General features: G+C 32.7%; 21 protein-coding genes. 10 read left to right on the top strand and 11 right to left on the bottom strand.

Annotated features, from left to right (window positions below; translation table 11 throughout):
* Positions 1–10: 10 nt before the first annotated feature.
* From K8N75_RS11735 to K8N75_RS11725, 3 genes are all read right to left on the bottom strand, one after another.
* Positions 11–658, bottom strand: a complete 648-nt coding sequence (locus K8N75_RS11735; protein ID WP_223792243.1) for a hypothetical protein — start codon at positions 656–658, stop codon at positions 11–13.
* 259 nt (positions 659–917) lie between these two features.
* On the bottom strand, positions 918–2,729 hold the full coding sequence (locus tag K8N75_RS11730; RefSeq protein ID WP_223792242.1) for a DUF2207 domain-containing protein: 1,812 nt from the start codon (positions 2,727–2,729) through the stop codon (positions 918–920).
* Between the two features lie 10 nt (positions 2,730–2,739).
* A complete protein-coding gene (locus tag K8N75_RS11725; RefSeq protein ID WP_223792241.1) occupies positions 2,740–3,291 on the bottom strand; it encodes a LemA family protein in 552 nt (183 codons plus the stop codon).
* A 322-nt stretch (positions 3,292–3,613) separates the two neighbouring features.
* Here K8N75_RS11725 and K8N75_RS11720 point away from each other — a divergent pair, with 322 nt between their 5' ends.
* The gene (locus K8N75_RS11720) at positions 3,614–4,390 is read left to right on the top strand and encodes an Hsp20/alpha crystallin family protein (protein ID WP_223792240.1); all 777 of its coding nucleotides are present in this window, start codon (positions 3,614–3,616) and stop codon (positions 4,388–4,390) included.
* A gap of 15 nt (positions 4,391–4,405) precedes the next feature.
* Here K8N75_RS11720 and K8N75_RS11715 read toward each other — a convergent pair whose 3' ends face one another.
* Entirely contained in the window at positions 4,406–6,514 is a 2,109-nt protein-coding gene (locus K8N75_RS11715) for a sensor histidine kinase (protein ID WP_223792239.1), read from the bottom strand.
* A 497-nt stretch (positions 6,515–7,011) separates the two neighbouring features.
* Here K8N75_RS11715 and K8N75_RS11710 point away from each other — a divergent pair, with 497 nt between their 5' ends.
* Positions 7,012–8,172: an ABC transporter permease gene (locus tag K8N75_RS11710; protein WP_223792238.1), complete on the top strand. Its 1,161-nt coding sequence runs from the start codon at positions 7,012–7,014 to the stop codon at positions 8,170–8,172.
* Complete coding sequence (locus K8N75_RS11705) at positions 8,165–8,851, top strand: ABC transporter ATP-binding protein (RefSeq protein ID WP_223792237.1); 687 nt, start codon at positions 8,165–8,167, stop codon at positions 8,849–8,851. The genes K8N75_RS11710 and K8N75_RS11705 overlap by 8 nt, the downstream gene beginning before the upstream one ends.
* An 86-nt stretch (positions 8,852–8,937) precedes the next feature.
* Here K8N75_RS11705 and K8N75_RS11700 read toward each other — a convergent pair whose 3' ends face one another.
* Complete coding sequence (locus K8N75_RS11700; protein ID WP_223792236.1) at positions 8,938–10,533, bottom strand: glycosyltransferase family 2 protein; 1,596 nt, start codon at positions 10,531–10,533, stop codon at positions 8,938–8,940.
* Positions 10,534–10,989: 456 nt separating this feature from the next.
* Between K8N75_RS11700 and K8N75_RS11695 the strand changes: the two genes are divergently transcribed.
* On the top strand, positions 10,990–11,925 hold the full coding sequence (locus K8N75_RS11695) for a class E sortase (RefSeq protein WP_223792235.1): 936 nt from the start codon (positions 10,990–10,992) through the stop codon (positions 11,923–11,925).
* 26 nt (positions 11,926–11,951) lie between these two features.
* Here K8N75_RS11695 and K8N75_RS11690 read toward each other — a convergent pair whose 3' ends face one another.
* Positions 11,952–12,308 (bottom strand): VOC family protein, encoded by a 357-nt coding sequence (locus K8N75_RS11690; protein WP_223792234.1) that lies wholly within the window; start codon positions 12,306–12,308, stop codon positions 11,952–11,954.
* A gap of 184 nt (positions 12,309–12,492) precedes the next feature.
* On the opposite strand from K8N75_RS11690, the gene K8N75_RS11685 reads away from it, so the two are divergent.
* On the top strand, positions 12,493–12,687 hold the full coding sequence (locus K8N75_RS11685; RefSeq protein WP_223792233.1) for a hypothetical protein: 195 nt from the start codon (positions 12,493–12,495) through the stop codon (positions 12,685–12,687).
* 125 nt (positions 12,688–12,812) lie between these two features.
* Here K8N75_RS11685 and K8N75_RS11680 read toward each other — a convergent pair whose 3' ends face one another.
* Positions 12,813–13,130, bottom strand: a complete 318-nt coding sequence (locus K8N75_RS11680) for a hypothetical protein (protein ID WP_223792232.1) — start codon at positions 13,128–13,130, stop codon at positions 12,813–12,815.
* Positions 13,131–13,216: 86 nt separating this feature from the next.
* Here K8N75_RS11680 and K8N75_RS11675 point away from each other — a divergent pair, with 86 nt between their 5' ends.
* Positions 13,217–13,942 (top strand): SagB/ThcOx family dehydrogenase, encoded by a 726-nt coding sequence (locus K8N75_RS11675; protein WP_223792231.1) that lies wholly within the window; start codon positions 13,217–13,219, stop codon positions 13,940–13,942.
* Between the two features lie 57 nt (positions 13,943–13,999).
* Here K8N75_RS11675 and K8N75_RS11670 read toward each other — a convergent pair whose 3' ends face one another.
* Both K8N75_RS11670 and K8N75_RS11665 read right to left on the bottom strand, forming a co-directional pair.
* The gene (locus K8N75_RS11670; protein ID WP_223792230.1) at positions 14,000–14,341 is read right to left on the bottom strand and encodes a hypothetical protein; all 342 of its coding nucleotides are present in this window, start codon (positions 14,339–14,341) and stop codon (positions 14,000–14,002) included.
* A 59-nt stretch (positions 14,342–14,400) separates the two neighbouring features.
* Entirely contained in the window at positions 14,401–15,438 is a 1,038-nt protein-coding gene (locus K8N75_RS11665; RefSeq protein WP_223792229.1) for a S1 family peptidase, read from the bottom strand.
* A gap of 262 nt (positions 15,439–15,700) precedes the next feature.
* On the opposite strand from K8N75_RS11665, the gene K8N75_RS11660 reads away from it, so the two are divergent.
* Complete coding sequence (locus K8N75_RS11660; RefSeq protein WP_223792228.1) at positions 15,701–16,033, top strand: hypothetical protein; 333 nt, start codon at positions 15,701–15,703, stop codon at positions 16,031–16,033.
* Between the two features lie 38 nt (positions 16,034–16,071).
* On the opposite strand, the gene K8N75_RS11655 is transcribed toward K8N75_RS11660, so the two are convergent.
* Complete coding sequence (locus tag K8N75_RS11655) at positions 16,072–16,383, bottom strand: hypothetical protein (protein WP_223792227.1); 312 nt, start codon at positions 16,381–16,383, stop codon at positions 16,072–16,074.
* A 328-nt stretch (positions 16,384–16,711) separates the two neighbouring features.
* Here K8N75_RS11655 and K8N75_RS11650 point away from each other — a divergent pair, with 328 nt between their 5' ends.
* The 3 genes from K8N75_RS11650 to K8N75_RS11640 all read left to right on the top strand — a co-directional run bounded on the left by K8N75_RS11650 (position 16,712) and on the right by K8N75_RS11640 (position 21,651).
* A complete protein-coding gene (locus tag K8N75_RS11650) occupies positions 16,712–18,808 on the top strand; it encodes a tetratricopeptide repeat protein (RefSeq protein WP_223792226.1) in 2,097 nt (698 codons plus the stop codon).
* 32 nt (positions 18,809–18,840) lie between these two features.
* Positions 18,841–20,436 (top strand): bifunctional aspartate transaminase/aspartate 4-decarboxylase, encoded by a 1,596-nt coding sequence (locus K8N75_RS11645; RefSeq protein ID WP_223792225.1) that lies wholly within the window; start codon positions 18,841–18,843, stop codon positions 20,434–20,436.
* 168 nt (positions 20,437–20,604) lie between these two features.
* On the top strand, positions 20,605–21,651 hold the full coding sequence (locus K8N75_RS11640) for an Ig-like domain-containing protein (RefSeq protein ID WP_338038049.1): 1,047 nt from the start codon (positions 20,605–20,607) through the stop codon (positions 21,649–21,651).
* Positions 21,652–21,849: 198 nt separating this feature from the next.
* Here the strand turns inward: K8N75_RS11640 and K8N75_RS11635 are convergent, their stop codons facing one another.
* Positions 21,850–22,362: a nitroreductase family protein gene (locus K8N75_RS11635; RefSeq protein WP_223792224.1), complete on the bottom strand. Its 513-nt coding sequence runs from the start codon at positions 22,360–22,362 to the stop codon at positions 21,850–21,852.
* Positions 22,363–22,403: the final 41 nt, after the last annotated feature.

Below are 22,403 nucleotides of genomic sequence, written 5' to 3'. Positions count from 1 at the left end.
TTTAGTATATTTAATAGTTTTTATGAGATAAAATTCCGGATGCCCATTCATTGTAAAGTTCGTTTGAAATTGTTTCTATTTCCTGTGAGTCTTTATGTTCTTTAATCCAAAATTTCCACCATGTATGGTTTTTTTCATGTTCAACCATATGTATTGCCTCGTGTATCACATCTAAATATATATTATTAATGTCCAAATCTTCATTTAGCACGTCCATATGTCTAGTTTTTCTCAATAATATCAAATAATCATATCCAGAATTTTCAGTTAACATGGTGTGTAGAAAAGTTACATCCTTCTCTGTGCCGTTATTTTCATTTAAAATTTCAATGGCACTATAAACTGGTGCAATGGTATTATACACTTTATTGATATGGATTAAAGCTGCAGAAATATAGGAATCATCTTCACTTTGATAAAAGAATTCGCCATATTCTTTGGTTATCATTTTTAAATATTTTTTGTAGCTGTTATTACCAGATTCATTTTGTTGGGTTATCATGTAATAGAAGCTTCTAACAATATCACATTCATAATTAAAGAGCTCAAATTCAGGGTCAGATAATAAAAATATTCTATAATTTTTGTTATCAACTTGAAATCTGTAGAGTACAAAGTCTATGAGATCATCATATAATTTTATATCTGGATCTTCCATGCTCAAACCCCGATTAATTGGTTAAACTGAAATTAATGATTTTAAGATCAACCTATAATTATTGAATAATAATTTAAACATAATTTATTTTATTGTTATCAATTTTAAGCTATATAAAAATAAAAAATCTTTGAAAATTCAGTTTCTAAAAAAAATGTATAATTCTATGAAAATTTATGGAAATTGGGTAAAAAAATAAATATAATAAAGGAAGGTGGGGGGGGGGGGGTGTTCTAATTAGAGTATTCTAAATTTGATATTAGAATGCTCCTCCTCCACCTCCTCCGAATCCTCCACCCACATCTCCAACTCCTCCGAAATCTCCGCCCGATCCTGCAGTTGCTGTTGATATTCCTGTATCAAATGCATTGGATAAAAGCAAGTATCCTCCATAGTAGTGGAACATGTAGATATCACTACCCTGTAATTCATCTTTTGGAACATATAATTCCATGGCCTTTCTAACTGCATCGGCAGCACCTAATGCTGTGGCATATACAAGATATTTGTTCCAGATAACAATTGATTCAGGAGGATATTCCTTTATCAAACTGAAATCTTTTATGTACTTCTTGAAGTTATTCCACTTAGCATCGTATTCTTCGCCGTAGGTTGTCCACTGTCCTGCTATCTTTTCTGGTAGGATTAGTGAAATAATTGCCACCACACCCAGAACAATTGACATTACAAGTGCAATATCTGCTGCGGGTAATGAATCCATCAATGCACAGATGAAGACTATTACAGAAACTGCTAAACCTATTCCTCCAAAGATTTTAATGTAGGAATCACCTTTCTTGTTGAAGAACTTGTTGAGTTCGCTGTCATTTAAAAACTGGTTTTTGATGTTATCAACCCAGCCCATATAGGTTTCTCTAAAAGATTTTGCAGATTCACGGTTTGATAAGTCATCAGAAATGGCGTCCATTGAAATTACACCGTCTTCCTCAAACTGTGTCAGGAAATTCATAACATTCAGTTCAAATCTTTTAAGTGTTGAGGAATCCTGTTCAGGGTTAACCTTTAAAAACATTGAACCATCCGCTCCGTATCCCTCCTTTTCAGATGGCTGGTTTTGGAGGATGAAGTATTTTCTGTTGATTAGATCCATTATGGTTGCTTTGAAACCATCCATATCTGGTACACCCACTTTTTTGGAAAATCCCGGACCACATATGGCATTTACAATTGCAGGAGGATCATCTGTTGGAATGTCCCTCTCATATTCTGCCCTGTAATCTATTTTAGGTTCTCTTCCAAACCTTAAATATATGAATAAAGGTATGAAAAGTGCTAAAAACATTAACACTGCAAGAATCTCGTACATAGCCGTTTTGAAGTTCAGTGAATTCTGATAATCTTTTTGAATCTTCAATATTTCGTTTAAACCGTTCTGGTTTATTATATTGGCGTTAACTGGATTGGCTGCAAACTGACTTTTGGGTATAACCATTCTTACTTCGAAGTACTGTCCAGATGGAACATTGGTACTTGTTACATGTAATGTGTTGTTATCCCATGAAGAACCTGCTGCAAAGTAGGGCGGATTAAGCCAGTACTGCACTCCTGTATTGGAGTTCAAATGTATATTGGCTACAACCTGTCCAATGTCAACAGCCCAGCTGGTACCAACTAGCTGGTACTGTAGTTCGGCTATATCGTTGTAAGATTTTATTCCATGTAGAAAATCGTATTCAATTGTAACATTCACATTCCTATTTGTAATAGGGGTGTTTTTTGCTGCATCAGAATAGAGATATACCTGGATACGTTTAGTTGTTCCTTGATCAATCAGTTTATAGCTGGTATATGCTCCATCTGCCGACACCGTTATGTTGGTTAACTGTTGTGGTGATGTTACAGGTATGTCCCTGTATATTCCATTGTATGTTCCACTGAAGGAGTAATGGATTGTTTCAACTACATGTAGTGTTCCATCGCTCTGTACAAATAGATCTTCATTTAAAATAGGGATTGTGTAGCTTCGATCCGCTGCAAAGGATGCTCCTGCACCAGCCATTACCGATAGAGAAAAAAAGAGGATTAAAGTTAGATAAACCTTTTTATCCATTTTTTACCACCTAGAATTTAACTTCTGGAACTGCACGATCTGATTCGGCAATTTCGAAATATTCTGCTTCAGTGAAGTGAAACAGTGAGGCCAGTATATTGCTTGGAAACATCTGAACCTTGTTGTTGAACATAAGCACGGTGTCATTGTAAAATTGCCGGGAATACGCAATTTTATCCTCTGTTTCTGATAACTGGGCTTGAAGCTGTCTGAAGTTTTCACTTGCCTTGAGTTCAGGATAATTTTCAGCCACTGCAAATAAAGATTTCAGTGAATCTGTTAACATGTTGTTAGCTTCTGCATTTTCTTTAACCGTTTTAGCACTCATAAGGCTTGATCTGGCCTTGGTAACATTTTCAAAAACAGTTTTTTCATGTTTTGCATACCCTTTTACAGTTTCAACAAGGTTTGGAATAAGATCTGCTCTTCTTTTAAGCTGAACATCTATCTGTGACCATGCATTTTTTACCCTATTTCTAAGCCGTATTAGACCATTATACTGGTAGATAATGTAAATAACCAGTATTAGAACTATAATTAATATTATAATTTCTATTATCATTTAATTTCCTCCGTCTAAATTCTTTATTAATATTATTATCTTGTATTTATTACTTAGGTATTGGAATCATATATCTTAAAAAAAAGTTGTGAGAAAGGGTATAAATTCTAAATTAATGGAAAATAATTGGTTTATTAGCCTTGTAAAAATTAATAAATTGATCTTAAGGTTTTTATATCCTTTTAAAACTTTTTTATTCCTATTTATATTTAATTTTTGATTATAAAGGGAAATGAGTTTTTGGAATTGGTACAAAATCGAAAACTTAATTCATATCTAGGATCAAATTATATCGGGGAGAAAATATTAAGAGGTGACTTGGATGGCAGAGAAAAATGATGTAGTTAAGGATGAAATAAAGAAAAAAACATTGGAAGCAAAAAATAAAGCAGAAGAACTGAAAGAAAAAACTTCAAAAAAGCAGGCAGAAGCTAAAGTGAAAACAGATGAAATGAAGGACAATGTATTGAATAAATCATCTGAAGTTAAAAAAATAGCTCTGGAAAAAAAATCAGATCTCAAAGATAAAGCCCTTGAAGTTAAAAAAGGTGCTTTAGAGAAAACAGCAGATGCAAAGGAAAGTGCTCTTATGAAAACATCCGAAATTAAAGAAAATGCCGGCGAAAAAACCGCTGAAATAAAGGCGGATACATCAGATAAAACTGCGGAATTCCGAGAAAATGCTGAAAAAACCCGAAAACAGGCTGAACGTAAGATAAATGAATTTATAAGTACTCTTAAGGATAAGCAGGAAGAGTTTGGAAAGACCATATCGGATTATACTTCACAAAAACCTCTAACCGATGTTCTTGAAACAGAAAATTCTTATATAATCAAAGTGGATTTACCACGCATAAAAAAGGAAAATATCAATGTTAACATAACAGAAGATTCTGTTGAAATCCAAGCTAAATTCGATGAAGAGGATGAAACTCTTGAGTTCATTAAAAAGGAAAGGAGCTATGGCGATACCAGTAGAATCATTCCTCTGCCAGAAAAAATCGAAGTTAAAAAGGCTTCTGCAAAATTCGAAGATGCTGTATTAACTGTTGAACTTCCTAAGGTTCAAGAGGAGAAAATCAAAGTTAAAATTGACTAATTTATTTCTTTTTTTTTATTTTTGAAATTCTGGTTCTTTGAATTCTATTTTAAAAGAAGTTCCATTGGTTCTGGCCAGATGGATTGTTCCATCAATCTGATTTGTAAGGCTGTATATTAGTTGCAGACCCAGTGAATCTGTATTTTCAAGATCAATATCTTCTGGAAAACCTATTCCATCATCAACAACACTTAATGTATAACCTTTTTCACTCTTATACAAATTTACATCGATATTTCCATTTGTAAAGTTATTTGAAAGCTCTGTTGGAAATGCATATTTCATGCTGTTGGATAGTAGTTCGTTTAATATAAGTCCCAATGGAATAGCGGTATTTACATCCAGCATTACATCTTCAACATTTATATTTAATTTTACCATGTTGAAATTTGGAACATAGGTATGGAACATATCATTTGCAAGGGTTTTAATATAGTCGCCAAAATCAATTCTTTTAAGATCTGATGAATCGTATAGTCTTTGATGTATGAGTGCCATGGACTTAGCACGACTCTGACTTTCTTTAAACATCACCAGATCTTCTTTATCTTTTATATATCGGGATTGTAGATTGAGAAGACTTGATATTACAGTTAAATTGTTTTTCACACGATGATGTATCTCTTTTAAAAGAATTTCTTTTTCTTCAAGGGATTTTTTTATCTCGGCTTCTGCATTTTTACTCTCTGTAACATCTAATAAGGAAATTAAACTATCATTTGAACCGGGTATTATCACTGCTACAACATATATGTTTTTTATATTACTTGATCTATCTTTTAACCTGAATTCATAATTCATTGGATGGGGTTCTTTTTCTGTAAATCTAAGATTGTTATAATCCATCATTTTATCCAAGTCTTCTTTAACAACAAAATCTGTCCAGGGTTTTATTCCTTCAATTTCCTGTTTAGAGCAGCCTGAAAGTTTTTCAAACTCGCTGTTTGCCAAAGTTATTATGTTATTTTCATCTATTATGGCTGTAGCAGTTCCTGTATTTTCGAATATGGTCCGATATGCAGATTCAGATTCTTTTAGTGACTTTGAAATCTCTTTTCTCAGCGCTATTTCTTCCTGTGCCTTCCAATAAAGTTTTTTGTTCTCGCTAACCGATATTATTTGACGTAACACAACTAAAAAGATTAATATGCCCACACCAAATTCTAAAAATATTAAATTGGAATTAAAAGTATTATATGCCCATATTAATGATATATAAGCAGCTGTAACTCCTGCAAGTGCTAAATATGGAGTTATGCTATAATTTTTATGCCAGGATAAATATTTATCAATAAAATTGTCCATATTCAATTTCTGATGGTTGTACTGTGATATACCTGCCAGTCCCACTATTAAATATCCTAGGATCCATCCAAGGTCCGCTGAACTTCCCTCAACATATGTTCCATGTACTATCTGATATACATAGACTGATTCTGTAATTATCAAAACTAAAATTCCAAGGGCCAATATCAATAATGGAGCATATCTATCCGCTTTAATTCTGTTGAAAATCAAGTCTATCAGCGAGAGCAGAAGTAAAAACCCTCCAAGAACGTAGGTTAATTTAATTATTAGTGAATTGAAGTTTCCGTGGAAGTTATTAAGGGCAGGTGTAATTAGAAATATCCATAATACAAGGCTCACCGAGAACATAATTATGAGTATGTCAAAGAACCTTTTGAATCTCTGTCTTGTTGTTGAGCTTGAAGAAGGAAAAATTATGATTCCAATAAAGAATAAAGGGAAAAATAACAGATAAAATATATCGGCAAGGGAATTTGAAGGACTTTGATTGAAGTAAACAACTAAAATTCCCGCAATAATACTCGCAATAATTGATGTTACAACTGCCAATGATAAAATTGCCCATGCAGTCTCGGTTCTTTTTCCATAAATCTGCGATGCATTACTTGCCAGGTACAAACTTATGGCAACACCCACATAAAGTATTATCATCATGCTATAACTAAAAATATCACTTATTTCTGGTTGTTTTGTAAGTAATTTCAATACCAAGAATAAGATAACTAAAAAAGATATTCCAATGACCAAAGCATTACGAAAGGATAATTTCAAAGTCATTTTTAATTGGGGGTCCGGAATCTCATCTTCTATTTTCATTTAATACCATTCTAAATTATTTCATATAACTATTTTACCTTTTAATTCGAATTTTTCCCAATAATCCATAACATTGTACCAATTTAATCAAGATATATGTTAATTATTATTAAATTGTTCATACTGTCCAAGATTTTGTATATATTCCTAATAGAATTGATAGAAACTTGTAAATCACAACATATTATAATTTACAAACTAATTTGTGAATATCCTCACTTAGAATAAAATTTAACTCCTTTCTCTGTTTATTTGGCCTGTTAAATACATTTAAAGAAATCAAATTTTTTTTTGTTTTGATGAATAAAAATAAATTCTAATTACCACATAATATTAAATCAAGCCTAAATATTTAATTCATTAAATTTACAGTTAAATATATTAAAGAGTCAAATTAGGATTTAATAAATAATATGGCTTGATTTACCCGGATTTTTGTAAAATTTTGGCATGAATTGTGCATAGTTATTATACAAGGTTTAGAAAGAGGAGGTTGTATGTCATTTTTATCGCTGGTGGTGAAAAATCCATTCAGAAACAAAACTAGAAGTTCCCTTGCTATTGTTGGAATAGCAATTGGTATAATGGTCATTGTGGCCCTGGGAATGGTTACAGGAGGCCTTAAAAACTCCACGCAGAGTACTCTTAAGGCAGGTGCAGCAGAAATAACAGTTGTACAGGCTGGTTCGAATAGTTTTGGACAGGGCGGTACACTTAACGATACATTTGTCTCAGATCTGCTAAATATAAGTGGTGTTAAAGATACTACCGGAATTTTAAGGGCCAGTAATACTTCAACAAGTGGTCAACTTTCAAATAGTTCTTCAGAGAGTTTCGGTCCAGGTGGTATTTCAGTAACAGGTATTGATACAGTTAAGTTAAGTCTTATTGGTGTTGACAGTGTGAATGGTACTGTTTTCTCGAATGACAGTACTGATCAGGTCATATTAGGAAAGACCATTGCAGAAAGTCTAAATCAAACTGTTGGAGATACCATAAATCTGTATGGTAAAGATTTTAAAATAACAGGAACATATGAAACAGGAAATTTCATAACAGATGCAGGTATCATGATGCCTCTTTCAACATTACAGAATCTAACTAGTAATGAAGGAAAGGTTAGTAACATCCTTGTGAAGGTAACAGACAATGCTAATGTCACCACTGTAAGTAAGTCTATTGAAGATGCATATCCAAATGAACTTACAACAACCACTGCAGAAGCATCTGCGAGTCGAATAAATCAAGGACTCAGTTTTATAGATACGGCTAGCTGGGCAATTTCGCTCTTGGCAATATTTATTGGAGCTGTTGGAGTTATAAATACGATGATAATGTCTGTCTATGAAAGAACCAGGGAAATAGGGGTTCTTAAAGCTGTGGGATGGACCGAAAGAAGAATTCTTGGAATGATTCTCGGTGAATCTGTTGTGCTCACACTCATAGCTTTTGTTGTAGGTACTGTGATAGCTGTTGTAGGGGTAGAACTCATTTTAACAGTGAGTCCATCTGTGGGCGGAATTATTAATCCTTCCTTTGCACCGGACATATTCCTGAGGGCATTTGTAGTTGCCTTCCTTGTAGGGGTTATTGGTGGATTGTATCCTGCTTACAGGGCAAGTAGACTATCACCAACGGAGGCACTACGCTATGAATAATAATAACCTTATCATCAAAATAAATGGTCTAAAAAAGAGTTATGATAATGGAAAAATCAAGGCATTGAATGGAATGGACTTGGAAGTTAAGAAGGGGGAGTTTGTATCCATAATGGGACCTTCAGGATCGGGAAAATCAACTCTTCTTAATATGATTGGAGCTCTTGACACTGCAGATGAAGGTTCAATTGAGGTTGCTGGAATAGATCTAATGAAAACCAAGAAACTGAATAAATTCAGATCAAAGGAGATTGGATTCGTTTTCCAGATGCATAATTTAATACCTAACCTCAGTGTGATTGAGAATGTTCAGATACCAATGTTTGAAACTAAAGCAACTTCTAAAGAGATGCATGACAGGGCTTTTGAACTGTTAAAATCTGTTGATCTTGAAGATAAAGTTGATCAAAAACCAACCAAACTTTCAGGAGGAGAAAGGCAGCGAGTGGCAATTGCCAGGGCTTTGGTTAACCGTCCCTCAATAATACTGGCAGATGAACCTACAGGAGCTTTAGATTCAAAAACAGGAGAAGTTATCCTCAACCTCCTGAAGGATCTTCATTTAAAAGAAAATGTTACGCTTGTGATGGTTACACATGAACCATACGTTGGTAATATGGCCCAAAGGCTTGTAACTGTTCTTGATGGTAAAGTTCAATCTGATAACCCTACACCATAGATTAATATAAAACTTTATCATTTCTTATTTTTTTTTAGTTTGCTTAAAAAGTGTTGTTCTTTATTTTAGTGTATTTATCTGTTAATTTAATCATTGTACTTGTTTTTATCTTCTCTATAAAAATATAGCATGAATATCATTAACATGATGAGACTGTAACTTGCCCAGAATATGATTGATGGGTATGTGCTGGTGTTTTCTCCATTAATCACCTTGTAGGTACCAACTATGATTGCTATAATTAAAAGGAATATTACTGTTAGTTGTGGTAGAATTTCTTTTAATTGAATTTTGTAAACCTCTTTTTTCGGTGTTACTTTAAATTCTAACTTTTTATTTAGCAGGCCATAAATAAATGCCTTGGTATAAACTGGGAAAAGGCTGAAAAACAAGCCCTGTGCCAGTATTAATTCTTTAAGAGGGTATCTTCTTTCCCTGAAACTGGTGAAGGTTTGACTCATTATCATGATGAGGAACAAATAGAATGGAACGTTTAAATAACCTAAAACTAAGGGTTTCATGTTAAATAAAAGCACAATAATGGGGTAAAGTAGCCAGATAAATATTCCCACCCCAATAAAGTACCAGCTCCCATTTAATATAATATATTCCCACCATTGCAAGGACTTCAGGCTTTTAGGTTCTTTGATAAATTTATTTAAGACCTTTTTAGTGTTCTGAAATGTTCCATAGGACCATCTCATTTGCTGTCCATAGTAGGCTGATAAAGAAGGTGGAGCCAGCCCCTCAGCATATACCTTATCAATATAAAGGGATTTATATCCATTACTGTGAAAAATAAAGGATGTGGCAATGTCTTCTGTTATACAACTTTCATCCATACCCCCAATTTCATTTAAATGTTCTAATTTAATCAGAACATTGGTTCCACATATATAAGAAGAGCCATTCACACATAGTCCCCTGCAGATATGTTTATAAAAAATATGCTGTTGAAATGAGTAGGCTATTGACAAATGATCATTTGGTTGTTTGTGAAAATATTGTGGTGTCTGAATAAAGGTTAAATCTGGATCGTTTTCCATGATTGGGATTAAATCATGGAATATTGAACTTTTTAACCTGTGGTCTGAATCTAGAATTAAAATATATTGATATTCATCCTTAAATTCTTCTATTGCATCATTTATGGAACCTGCTTTGTACCCTCGAAGAGTATCACGATAAATATAGTTAATATCCAATTCATTACACATTGTAGCTGTTTTATTTTGAATATCTCTGTCTGTGGAACTATCTATTAATGTAACCTTAGAATTATCATAGTTAACATTTTTAGCCTTTAAAATAGTTTTTCTGACCATTTCAGGATCTTCATTAAGGGTTGGAATTATAATGGATACAAGAGGAGATTTTGTATTTGTTTTGGGTTTCAATTTAAATATTAAATTATTATTATACAACGTCAATGATTTTATTAGATGATCTAGATAGCCTACACAGTGCAGTCCACTGTAGATGAATGATAATAATAGAATAATTGAAATTCCCTTTTCTAATGGATTTAAATTGTTGTTGTTAATTATTGGAGAAAAATTGGATGTAATTAATACGAATATGGTTGTGAACAAAATAATGGAAAAAAAGGTAATTAATGAATTTAAATTATTTTTAAATTTGAATTTATTTGGAAATTTATAATCAGGAAATAGTGATTTCATATATATTTATATCTTATTTTTGTAAAATAAATTATTTTCTGTATTTTAAACATGATCCATTTTAAATATAATTTTGATATTATACAACAATCCCTTTAATCATAATATTTTTTTTATTAATTTATTTTACTACTTCAATTCTTAGAAATATTATCAAATATAATTCTATTATCAATAAATTCACAGATTTTTTACTTAACTAACATTTAGCACCTGAAATATTTATTTTGTTGTGATTTACACCATGGAGAATAGATATAAATAATTTTATTTTTCCCCTATATTGTAAAAGAAAGGTTTATAAGATGAGAATGACATGAAGAATACAATGTACGTTTACTAAGTTTATTCGAATTTTAAATTTTATTAATAAAATTTCGGGAAAATTTATCACTGTTTTTTAATGGTAACTAGTGATTAATAAGTTTGATAATATGATTGGAGGAAAGGTGTTATATGGAAATTAAATTTAAATATTTAATGGTTGGTTTATGTGTTATTCTTATTGGGGTGGCTTTTACTGCTGTGGTATTCTCAGGAAAGGAAATTAAAACCAGTCACTTCCAGAAGGATGAAATATCATTTGATTATCCTGAAACATGGCTAAATTTAAACCAAACATCGCCTTCTGAAATTGTGGCATTCACAGATCCCCAGTCAGATTTAAATGTAACAGTAAATAGGCAGCTATTAGTGGCAGGTTACAACCCATCAGAGAATTTTACTACGAATATATCCGATCAAACAGGTATGAAATTTATTTCACATAAAACATTGGATTTTAATGGTACTGCTGTTCATGAAAATGTTTATCAAATGGATATGAATGGAACCACTGTTCAAAGGACAGAGATGTGGATTGGTAAAAATGATGCACTCTATAGCATTATTTACACCACAAGCAACTTGAAATTGAATGAAAAAAGTCCTGAAATTGAGGCTTTAACCAAAAATTTCACTGTTACCAATACAACTGTTCCGAACACCGAAGTTTGGGGGAAAGTTTCTATACCTAGTCAGGGTGTAAACTGGGATATTCGTCGAGATACAGTTAATGCTCTGGGATCTGTTTACCATTATTCTGATAGTTTTTATCCCAACCAAAACGGTACAGTTGGACTTCTAGGTCACCATACCCACTTCTCAGCACCATTTGCCAATATAAACCTTCTTAACAACGGTGATCAGGTAATAATAATCGATTATCTTACCCAGAAAAGATATGTCTACCAAGTAACTAGCAATGGAGATATAAAAGGAGATTACAAAACCAATCCTGTTACATTCCCTGCAGGAACATTTGAATTGACACTGGTAACATGTTATCCTCCAGGATATATGTCGGCGGCTTATATGACCCACTGTAAATTAATGGCTGTTGAACCCATATAATTAAAATTTAAGGATTGGTCCAATTTCTAGTGCTGGATGAGTTCGATTTCAACACCGTTTGGATCCATTAAAAAGGCAAGTTTGGCACCATCACCCACTTCCATTGGTCCTCTTGTGAATTTTGCGCCATTGGATATGAGTTGTTTAACTGTTGTGTCCATATCTTCAACTTCCATTCCAACCAAGAATATTCCTTTTTTATCAGGTTCATCTGCATTTTCTACGAGTTCTATCATTGCATCTCCCTCATCCTTTAAAAAAATAATATTCATACCGGGATAAGGTGTTATTTGATTGTCTATTTCAAAACCCATAACTTCGGTATAGAATTTAACGGATTCTTCCATATTAGCAACTGCAATTGTAGCGTATTTAACTTTCATAAGATATCTCCTCCTTATCTATTGTTTATGCTAATCTTGAATATTTTTATGCTTCCACCGAGTATAATGAAAAATATATCCAATTATTTATATCTCTTTTTTTTTATCTAAACAGAGCTCTCCCGTACACTTCCGCACCAATATAATAGCCTTTTTGTGATTTCTTTTTTTTTAGAAGATTTTTTTGAAGGAGTTCCAGTGGATATGTAAGTGGAAAATTCCTGTTACAGCTGTTATAATACCTGCTTCAACATGCAAAAATATCAGTGTATTGTCTATAGGCAGTATGTTAAAATTTATTAAAATTAACATGGTAATTCCAATTATTCCAACGATCAAAGAACTGGCAATGAGAACAATGATCCAAATCAGTTTATAAGTTCTGGCGGTGATAGTTTTATCTGTATATAAAAAATAGCTCAAAAGATAGAGGATTATTAGGAATATGGTAATTGGAAGTAGATTGAATTGAGATATCATGCTTATCGATAGTTATTATTTATTTTAACCGGTTTGTAATATTAATTTCTTTAATGAAATCCAGTTAATTTGTAGATGAAAGAATAATATGAAAAAGAAGAATATTCCAAATTCATTATGCCAGAAAATAAGATTAACGTTTGGTATAGCGGTAATACCTAAATCTGTAAGTGCAGTTAGTAAATAGCCAACACCCATTGCAATTATAAAAATCAGTAAAAATATTATGTTCCATATTCTGTTATGAACTTTTTTATCCATTATTCCGTATCTGTAAAGGGTATAGCTAGAAATGTATGCGATTACTAGGATGGTCCCGATTAAAATAATATCGTTTGACATTATCTATATTTATGATTCAACGAAAATATAAAATTTTGTGGGAAAAATTAAATAAGATTTATAAGAGATAGTTATTGGGAATATTTATGGAAAAAAAGAAAATAGCTGTTCTGGTTATTCTTAGCATTTTATTTGTTGCTGTAGTGGGTGTGTTATATTTTTCTGAAAAAAGAACTGTTTACACAACTAGAAATGTTATAAGTGTTACAACTCTTCCTTTACCTGTGTTAAATGGTAATGTTTCTGTTGAACAGGCTATTGAAAACAGACGTTCTATTAGACAATTTTCAAACGATTCAATTACTTTGGATAATCTTTCACAAGTTTTATGGTCTGCCCAGGGAATTACTGATTCTGAAAAGGGTTTAAGAGCAGCACCTTCTGCTGGTCAGGTTTATCCACTGGAAATTTATGTTTTTGTAGGGATTAATGGGGTTTCTGGATTTCAGGAGGGTGTTTATCATTATGTTCCTGTCAATAACTCCCTTGAAAAAGTTATGAATGGTGATCTGCGTGGCGAACTTTCAGGAATTGCCAATAATCAGCCATGGGTTAAACAGGCTCCAGTTGACATTTTGATCACTGGAAATTATCATAAAATGATCAATAAATATACTGATAAGGAGTTAAGTACCAGATTTGTTAATCTTGAGGCAGGGCATGCAGGTGAGAATATTTATCTCCAGTCTGAGGCTTTGGGTTTGGTTACTGTATCATTAGGTTCAATGAATGAAGAACAGTTAATACAGAGTTTCAAACTTCCTGAAAATGAAAATCCAATATATATTTTCCCTGTTGGCCACCCCACTTAAAATGCTTGTAAAAAAAATTAAGGCTGTTTAGAAGGGCTTAAATTTAAGCTCTATACACTATGTTTCATTGAAATAGATCATATCAAGATAGTTTAAATTCGTTTCAATAAAGGGCTGTGCTTTGGGATCTGCCAATGTTTTCAACTGTTTTTTATTGGTATTTTTGTATACATTTAACAGTATCTCCTGAAGCTCGGGTACCTGCATCTCTATGACTTTTCTTATTTTTAATAGTTCATTGTCAAGTAACTTGCTTTTGTGGTCGATGATTTGATTTTCAAATTTTTTAACGACATTTACATTTCGGGATACCATTCTCTTTAGTATGAGGTTAGGAACTTTGGTAAATTGATCCATTATTTCCATAACATCTTCTTCTGTAATATTTACATCTTCCATATCTAGATCCTACCTTTTTGTATCTAAACTGTTTTTTTTTTTATTCCAGATTTTTATTATTAAACAGTCTGTATTGAAACATTGTTTTTATTGCATATCTGTATTATGTACTGTGATGAGAGGAATAAACTTGATGTTGGTGTTGCTGTTTGATTGACTTGTTGTATTGATTCAATACTATAAATTAGAATTCCAAGTACACTATTTTGTGAGTCAACTACTGGACCTCCACTGTATCCGTGAGATGCTAAAGCATTTGTTTGATAGTAGATGCTACCGTTGTTTGGTACTTCTGCTGTTAATACTCCTGAAGTTGAGGATGGTTTTATTGTTGTTTGATTGGTATCAGAGTACATTCCCCCATTCAATACAGGATATCCATATATCTGAATATTTTCACTAATAGTAGGTGTTTTTGAGTTAACTGCTAAAGGTGTAAGGGTTTTTAAGAATGGGTCGATCTTTATGAGTGCCACATCATTATCTATACCAGAATTTCCAACGTCAATTAAATTTGCACTTACAGCATTTGTACTGGTTGTGCCGGGTAATTTTACTCTGATCTGCTGTTGTGATGATCCAACTGTTATGAGGTTATTTTGATCAAGCATATCTGTGGTGGTGTTAATATCTGGCTGTGCTTGGATTATGGGAGGACTCCCTGTTGAATTAGTGTTCATAAGTTCTGAACCCAATTGAGGGTTGTATTTAGATACATATCCTGCTACAGCTGCTCTTTCAATGTATTTCTTTATATCGGCGCTGTTCATTAATCTAATTACCATCTGATTCTTTAAAGTTTCAGGGTCACCAACTACATGGAAAGCTGTGATAATATAGCCCTGATCGTTGACAATAAATCCAGATCCTGAATCCAATGGTGCATAGATCACAGAAATATCTGTTGATCTGTTTAAAACTGGATCATTAATTGTAACTACACCTGTTACTCCATTTTCAATGTAAACAACAGAAGCTGCAGTTTGTGAATTTAAACTTGTTGATTGGGAGTAGTAGTTTCCAATAATGTTTTGGCCAACAACCCCAATAATTACCACGAATACGGCTATTATTAGCAGAGATATTTTTTTCCTCATTTCAAAACCTATAATTGTGTTATTAAAATTTGAATCATTTTTATAAACGTTACTGTATATATTGGAGCAGATTTAGAAAAACATTTCTATAAAATAATTAATTATTTTTTTCATTACTGGGTTTTATTAATGGACGGTTTTTTTGTCCTGCAATCAAATGTTTTATTAATTGTAAGTTTTGGACTAGGAAAAAATCTAAAAAAATAAAACATTTGTTGTACAAATTAAAAATGTGATAATTCTATATGATGGGGAAAAGTCCATGATAGTTGAAAAAATAGAAATAAAAAAATATGAATCTTCGTTAAATGGAGAACTAAGATTTGTTGATGCTGAAATGTCCAAAGATGACTGTGAAGAAATGATAAGTCGTCTTGTTAGCTGGAAATTAGGACGTTTGACACCAACCAGACATTTTGAAATGGTTTATAATAATGAAAAAAAAGAAGCTGAACTTGATGTTTATGTATCAGTACCCCTTCCAGAATCATCTAAAAGCCCTGTTGATAGTGTTAAGTATGTATTTAACAAATTAATTGAATTTTTAGATCTATATGAAAAGGTTTTTGAGGATATTTATGGAATTAAAAGATAAATTAAAAGATTAATTATCTCCCAATCACTTATCCTCCATTAAATTCCACGTTTTGTAGAAAGCCTTGGACGTTCAGAAGCGCCTTTTCCTGCTTTTTTACCGCTTTCATGCTCTTCTTTCTTCTGTTTTTCCACTTCATTTGCAGTTAAAGGCCTTATAAGTCCACGTTCCATTGAATATCCGCTGGTTAATAGTGAATCCAATACTTTATTAAAATCTTTACGTGTTAGGCCAGGGAAACCTTTTTTTAAGACGGCGTATAATCTTTTATCAAGATAAACACCATTATGTCCCTTAAGTATCTCACCTGCCTTTGATTCTATAGCTGATAATTCATTGTTATCGGTCATACTACATCTCCTCATATCCAATCATTAATTTGGTTTAAATTTTTATAACTCTTAGACTTTTATTTGTTATTCCTAGTCAATATAGGTTTCTCATAATTTTAGAGACATTAAAAATCAAGATTTCTGTTGATTGATCCATTAATAAAATTATTCCACAATGTATTGATTCTGTTTTTAGGACAAATATAAACTGTTTTAAAATAATTTATTAATTCCAACCAATAATCATAGGTATTTGTAATAATCCGGGTTTAAATTTAAGTTGTTGTTAAATGGATAATTAAATCAACTATCCATGATATATAATATAAAACAGGAGGGATGGTTTGTGGAAGAATATGGTGATGTTAATGATGAGGAATTTGTTAATATTGTTGAATCCTGTGAAAAGCTTTTGAAGCAAGATCCCGATGATCCTGAATTATGGACTCGTAAAGGAATGGCTTTAATGGGACTTGGAAAAGCTGAAGATGCTGTTAAATGTTTTGATGAAGCTTTAAAGATAAAATCCGATTTTGTATGGGCTCTTGACAACATGTGTATGGCGTTGTTACTTTGTGAGAGGTATGAAGAATCATTAGACTGTTTTAATAAAGCACTGGAAATCAATCCTGAAGACGAAGTACTGCTTAATAACAAAGCATTTTTATTGTCATCCATTGGAGAGTTTGAAGAGGCAATTTCAATATTTGATGGTATACTCGATAGAACTGAGAACAGGGTATCGGTGTTAAAAGAAAAATCTAACTGTCTTTTAAACCTTGAAAGATATGTTGAGGCTCTTGTTTGCCTGGAGGAAATTCTTGAAGTTGAAAATGATGATCCTGATGTGTACTTTAAGAGAGGTAATGCACTTGGAGGCATAGGAAGAACAGATGAAGCATTAAAATCTTTTGAACGTGCATTGGAAATAGATCCTATGTTTATTGAAGCATGGAATTCTAAAGGAGTTACATATGGTATAATGAAGTGCTATGATGATTCAGTAATATGTTTTGACCATGCAATTGATCTTGACCCTAATGACGATAGAGCATGGTTTTTAAAGGCAAAAACACTTTCTGCTATGGGTGAATTTGCAGATGCCCTGGAATGTTACGATAAATCCCTTGAGATCAATCCACTCATTACAGAAGCATGGTATCGTAGGGGTGTTGTGCTATACGATCTTAAAATTTTCCCTGCATCCATTGAATCCTATGAAAAGGCAATTGAGATCAATGAAAATTATGCTGAGGCATGGAATGGTAAGGCGCTTTCTTTGTATGAAATGGGCGAGCACCATGAAGAGATTAAGTGTTATGATAAAGCCCTTGAAATAAAGCCTGATTATTCTGAGGCGTGGACCAATAAAGGTGCAACATTTTTAACTATGGGTATGAATGATAAAGCAATGGAATGTCTTGATAAGGCTTTGGATTTGAATCCTAATGATCATAATGCATTGATGAACAAGGCAACCATACTCATACGTCTTGAAAAATTTGAAGATGCAATAGATTGTTGTGATAAGGCCTTGAAAATAAAACCAATGCTTTTACCTGCGCTTTTTTTGAAAGTAAGAACACTTCAAACAATTGAAAAGTTCGAGGAATCTGTTGGAACCCTGGATTATTTACTTGAAATTGACCCTGAAAATGATGAAGCATGGTTTTTAAGGGGAATATCGATGGAATATCAAAATAAACAGGAAGATGCCCTCGAATCTTTTGATAATGCTCTGAATATTGACCCCAAAAATATTGGTGCGTGGTACTTCAAAGGCAGATCCTTGATGTTTTTAGGTAAAACTGAAGAAGCAATAAAAAGCTTTGAAATGGTTACAATTATGGATCCAGATAACTTTGAAGCGTTCAATTTAATGGGTAACCTGTTATTGGAACTTGGAAGATACAAGGAAGCTCTTAAAAATTTTGATAGTGCCTTAAATTTAAACCCTGACAGTGAAGAGGCACTCATAAAAAAAGGCCAGTCATTAGGTTTCCTTGAAGAATCCGATATGGCATTAGAATGTTTTGAACAGGCTTTAAAGATTAATAATGATAATATGGATGCAATGAACTACAAGGGTATTGCATTAAAGCATATGGGGGATTTTGAATCTTCTATTAATGTTTTTAAAACCATAGTTGAAGCCGAACCAGAGAATCCATGGGCATGGCTACAGATTGGTTTGAATTATAAAGAAATTGATAACTTTCAAAATGCAATAGAATCCTTTGACAATGCATTGGATATCGATCCAAATTTTGTTCTGGGACTTCTTGAAAAGGGCGTTACCTTGGGGCTAATTAAACAGTATAAAGAAGCCCTTGAATGTTTTGATGAGGTATTATTTAAAGATCCAGACAATCCTGATGCACTCCATTTTAAAAAAATCACACTGGAGTATATTAATCAGGATAAAGAATCGGGCAATTCATAAATAAATATTAAAAGTTGGATCAGGAGAAAACTATGGATTATAAAGAGTTAAAGAGCTATATGGAACTGAGTCCTTTTGAGGTTCAATTTGCACTGACCAATATTGCAGGAAATTTCCGTGATCGCACACTTCTAAATGCTGGTAGAGGTAATCCTAATTGGATTGCCACCACCCCTAGACAGGCATTTTTTACTCTTGGTAATTTTGCGATGGAAGAAACTAAATGCAACTGTAAATATGTACATACTGGTTTTCATGCTGAAAAGGAAGGAATATCAGAGAGATTTCAAGATTATGCCCATAAAAATCCTGATGCACCAGGTATAAATTTTCTTAAGAGTTCTGTTGAATATGGAATCAATAAAATGGGTTTTGATCCGGATAGCTGGGTGTATGAACTGGTGATTGGTTGTATTGGAGATTTCTATCCCGAACCAGACCGAATGTTACCCCACTCAGAAAAGGTTGTACATTCATTTTTAATTGAATTTCTATGTAAAAACCAGTTAAAATCGTGTAAATATGATCTCTTTGCAACTGAAGGAGGTACAGGTGGGATCATATATGTTTTTAACTCGCTAATTGAAAATAAGCTGATTAAAAAAGGGGATAAAATAGCAATTGGATCTCCCATATTTACTCCTTACCTTGAAATACCACATTTAAACGACTATGACTTGGTTGAAGTTGAGATTAAAGCTGATCCGGATGATGATTGGCAGTATCCAGATAGTGAAATAGATAAACTTAAAGATCCATCTATTAAAGCATTTTTTGTTGTTAATCCTGGAAATCCCCAGGCAAGAGCAATCAGGGATGAAACCATCCAAAGAATAGCGAACATAGTAAAAAATGATAATCCCCATCTTATCATCATATCTGATGATGTTTATGCAACCTTTGTTGAAAATTTTAGTTCCATTATGTCGGAAATACCATCAAATACTATCTGTGTTTACTCATTCAGTAAGCATATGGGATGTACAGGCTGGAGATTGGGTGTGGTGGCACTTTATGAAAACAATGCAATAGATAAAATGTTGAGCACACTTCCTGAAAATATAAAAAATCAGTTAATAAAAAGGTATGAAAGCATAAGTCTTGATCCCTCTAACATTAAATTCATAGACCGTATGGTTGCGGACAGCAGATCAGTAGCTCTTAAACATACTGCAGGTTTATCTCTACCTCAGCAAACTCAAATGACCCTATTTTCATTGTTCTTTATAATTGAGGATGATATCAATTATATTGAAGGTACTAAAAATGCTCTTAACAAGCGTATACATGTGCTCTATAAGTCTCTGGGTCTGCCTTTAGATTATGATTCTACTGCAACCAATTACTATGCAGTAATAGATCTTCTTAAACTTGCAACTGATAGGTATGGCATGTCCTTTGCAGAATGGATGGAAAAATCATATAATGCACTTTCATTTGTATTTGCACTGGCAGATAAAGAATCTATAGTTATTCTTCCCGGTGCAGGATTTGATGCTCCCAGCTGGTCTGTGAGAGTTTCATTGGCTAATTTAAGATATGAAGCATATGAAGAAATTGGTAAGAAAATGTTGGAAACATTAGAAACAGCATTTGAAGATTACAGTATTACTTTGAATAAAAAATAAGGCAATTTCTAGATGGTAAATAAAATTTTAATAGTGGTGAACCTGTAGGTGAGTCGGGAAAATGGATCAACGTTTATTAATTCTGTTATTACCTTGTATTTTTGGATTGCTAACATGTGGTATGGTTTCTGCTGCTGATAATAATTCAAATTTAATTACTCAGAAAATATTATTCATCCAGTAACAATTTCAAATTCATATCTGAACTTTCCTGTTGTTAAAAGTTCTGATCCCAAAATAAATTGCTTGAATGTGAAAACTAATAAAGTTATTCATATTAAATTTAATAAACATGTGAAATTTGGGAATAAATGGATAGAACTACTTGGAAATGGTTTATTAACTCTTTTTAGGAAAAATATTCATGATAATAATTTAATTATTACACCCTCTAAAAAATTAAAAAATGGAACAAAATATACTCTTATTTTACATTACAACAGTATTCAGGATATTTCGGGTAATGGTGTTGCATATTACTGTTCGAGCTTTAAAACTGCTGTGAAGATAGATATTATTAACCATGCAACAAGTGGGGATATCAAAAAAAATTCCTTACTCTACAAATATATTCCTAAGACAGTTCTTAGCGATCAGATAATTTCTAAGGCAAAAACTGGAACTCCCATGGTTACATTTGGGAACGGTAAGGGACCTAAAATATTAATTGTTGCTGGTGTGCATGGAAATGAATTACCTGCTCCTGCAGCAGCAATGAAGTTGATAAATTATCTTAATGGTAAAACAATCAAAGGAACAATTTATATTATTCCATTTGCAATTCCCTACTGTACATCACATACCCATAGATATTGGAATCACACGAACCCCAATAGGAGGGCAAATAAAACAGAAAGTCCCACCAACATTATAATGAAACTTGCAAAGAGATTGCATGTTGATGCTTTGGGAGATTTCCATTTATCAATGCCAGGAGGTGTTCCAGGCAGGGATAGTGCTCTTTGTACCAAGATACCCATTTTAAAGAGTTATAAAATTGCTGGATACATTGCCAAAAATTCAGGGTCTAAATTAATTGCCTATGAAAAAGTTGGAGTAAAATATCCGGGTGCACTGGAAGATGTTTGTAATTTAAATGGTGTGCCTGCAGTTACATGTGAAGTTCTTGCACTTCACGGGACCTTAAAAAAAAATAGGATAAATAAATCATGTAATCAAATGTTTGCCCTTTTAAAATATTTTAATCTTATCTAAAAATATTCAATTTGTTGAAATTTAATTATAATATTGGATTTTTGTATGATATATTTGATTAAAAATATATGGAAATAATTTGATGAGATTTTTGATTTAGACATGAATTAGTGGGAGAATAAGAGTTCTTTCACTAAGCCCATCCCATTGATTGCCTCATCCTCAGTATTAAATAATCTTTTTATTTAGTTCTTATTTTTACATCCATCCATTGTTTGATACTATTTCTCCCATTGTTTTTCGTGGTCTTGGGTCGGGTTTCTCATCTGGATATCCTATGGTTATCACTCCAACAACTCTGATGTTATCTGGTATGTTCAGTATATTTTTCACGTTGTCTTCGTTGAAAGCACCTAACCAGCAGGTTCCAAGTTCAAGTTCTGTTGCCTGTAGTATCATAAATGAAAGGGCAATTGAAAGATCAACTGTATATGCATATTGTCCGCAGGGCATTTTCTGATCAGATTCTGTTGAACATGCAGCTATTACTACAGGAGCTTCTCCAACAAATACCTGGCCATGACATGCATCTACAAGTTTTTTTCTTATATTTGGATCTTTTACAACCACAAATTTCCATTGTTGACGGTTGGCTGCTGATGGTGCAATTCTAGCTGATTCCAAAATTTTATCCAACTTATCTTCTTCAATATCAATTTTTTTGTACTTTCTAATGCTTCTTCTAACTTCTATAGCTTTATTTACATCCATGATATAATTTCCCCCATTATTTTTTAGATTAAACAGATATT

This window comes from Methanobacterium spitsbergense (assembly GCF_019931065.1).
Taxonomy (GTDB): Archaea; Methanobacteriota; Methanobacteria; order Methanobacteriales; family Methanobacteriaceae; genus Methanobacterium_B; species Methanobacterium_B spitsbergense.
Note: the sequence above shows the minus strand (reverse complement) of the source record. Positions and strands in the feature narration are given on the sequence as shown.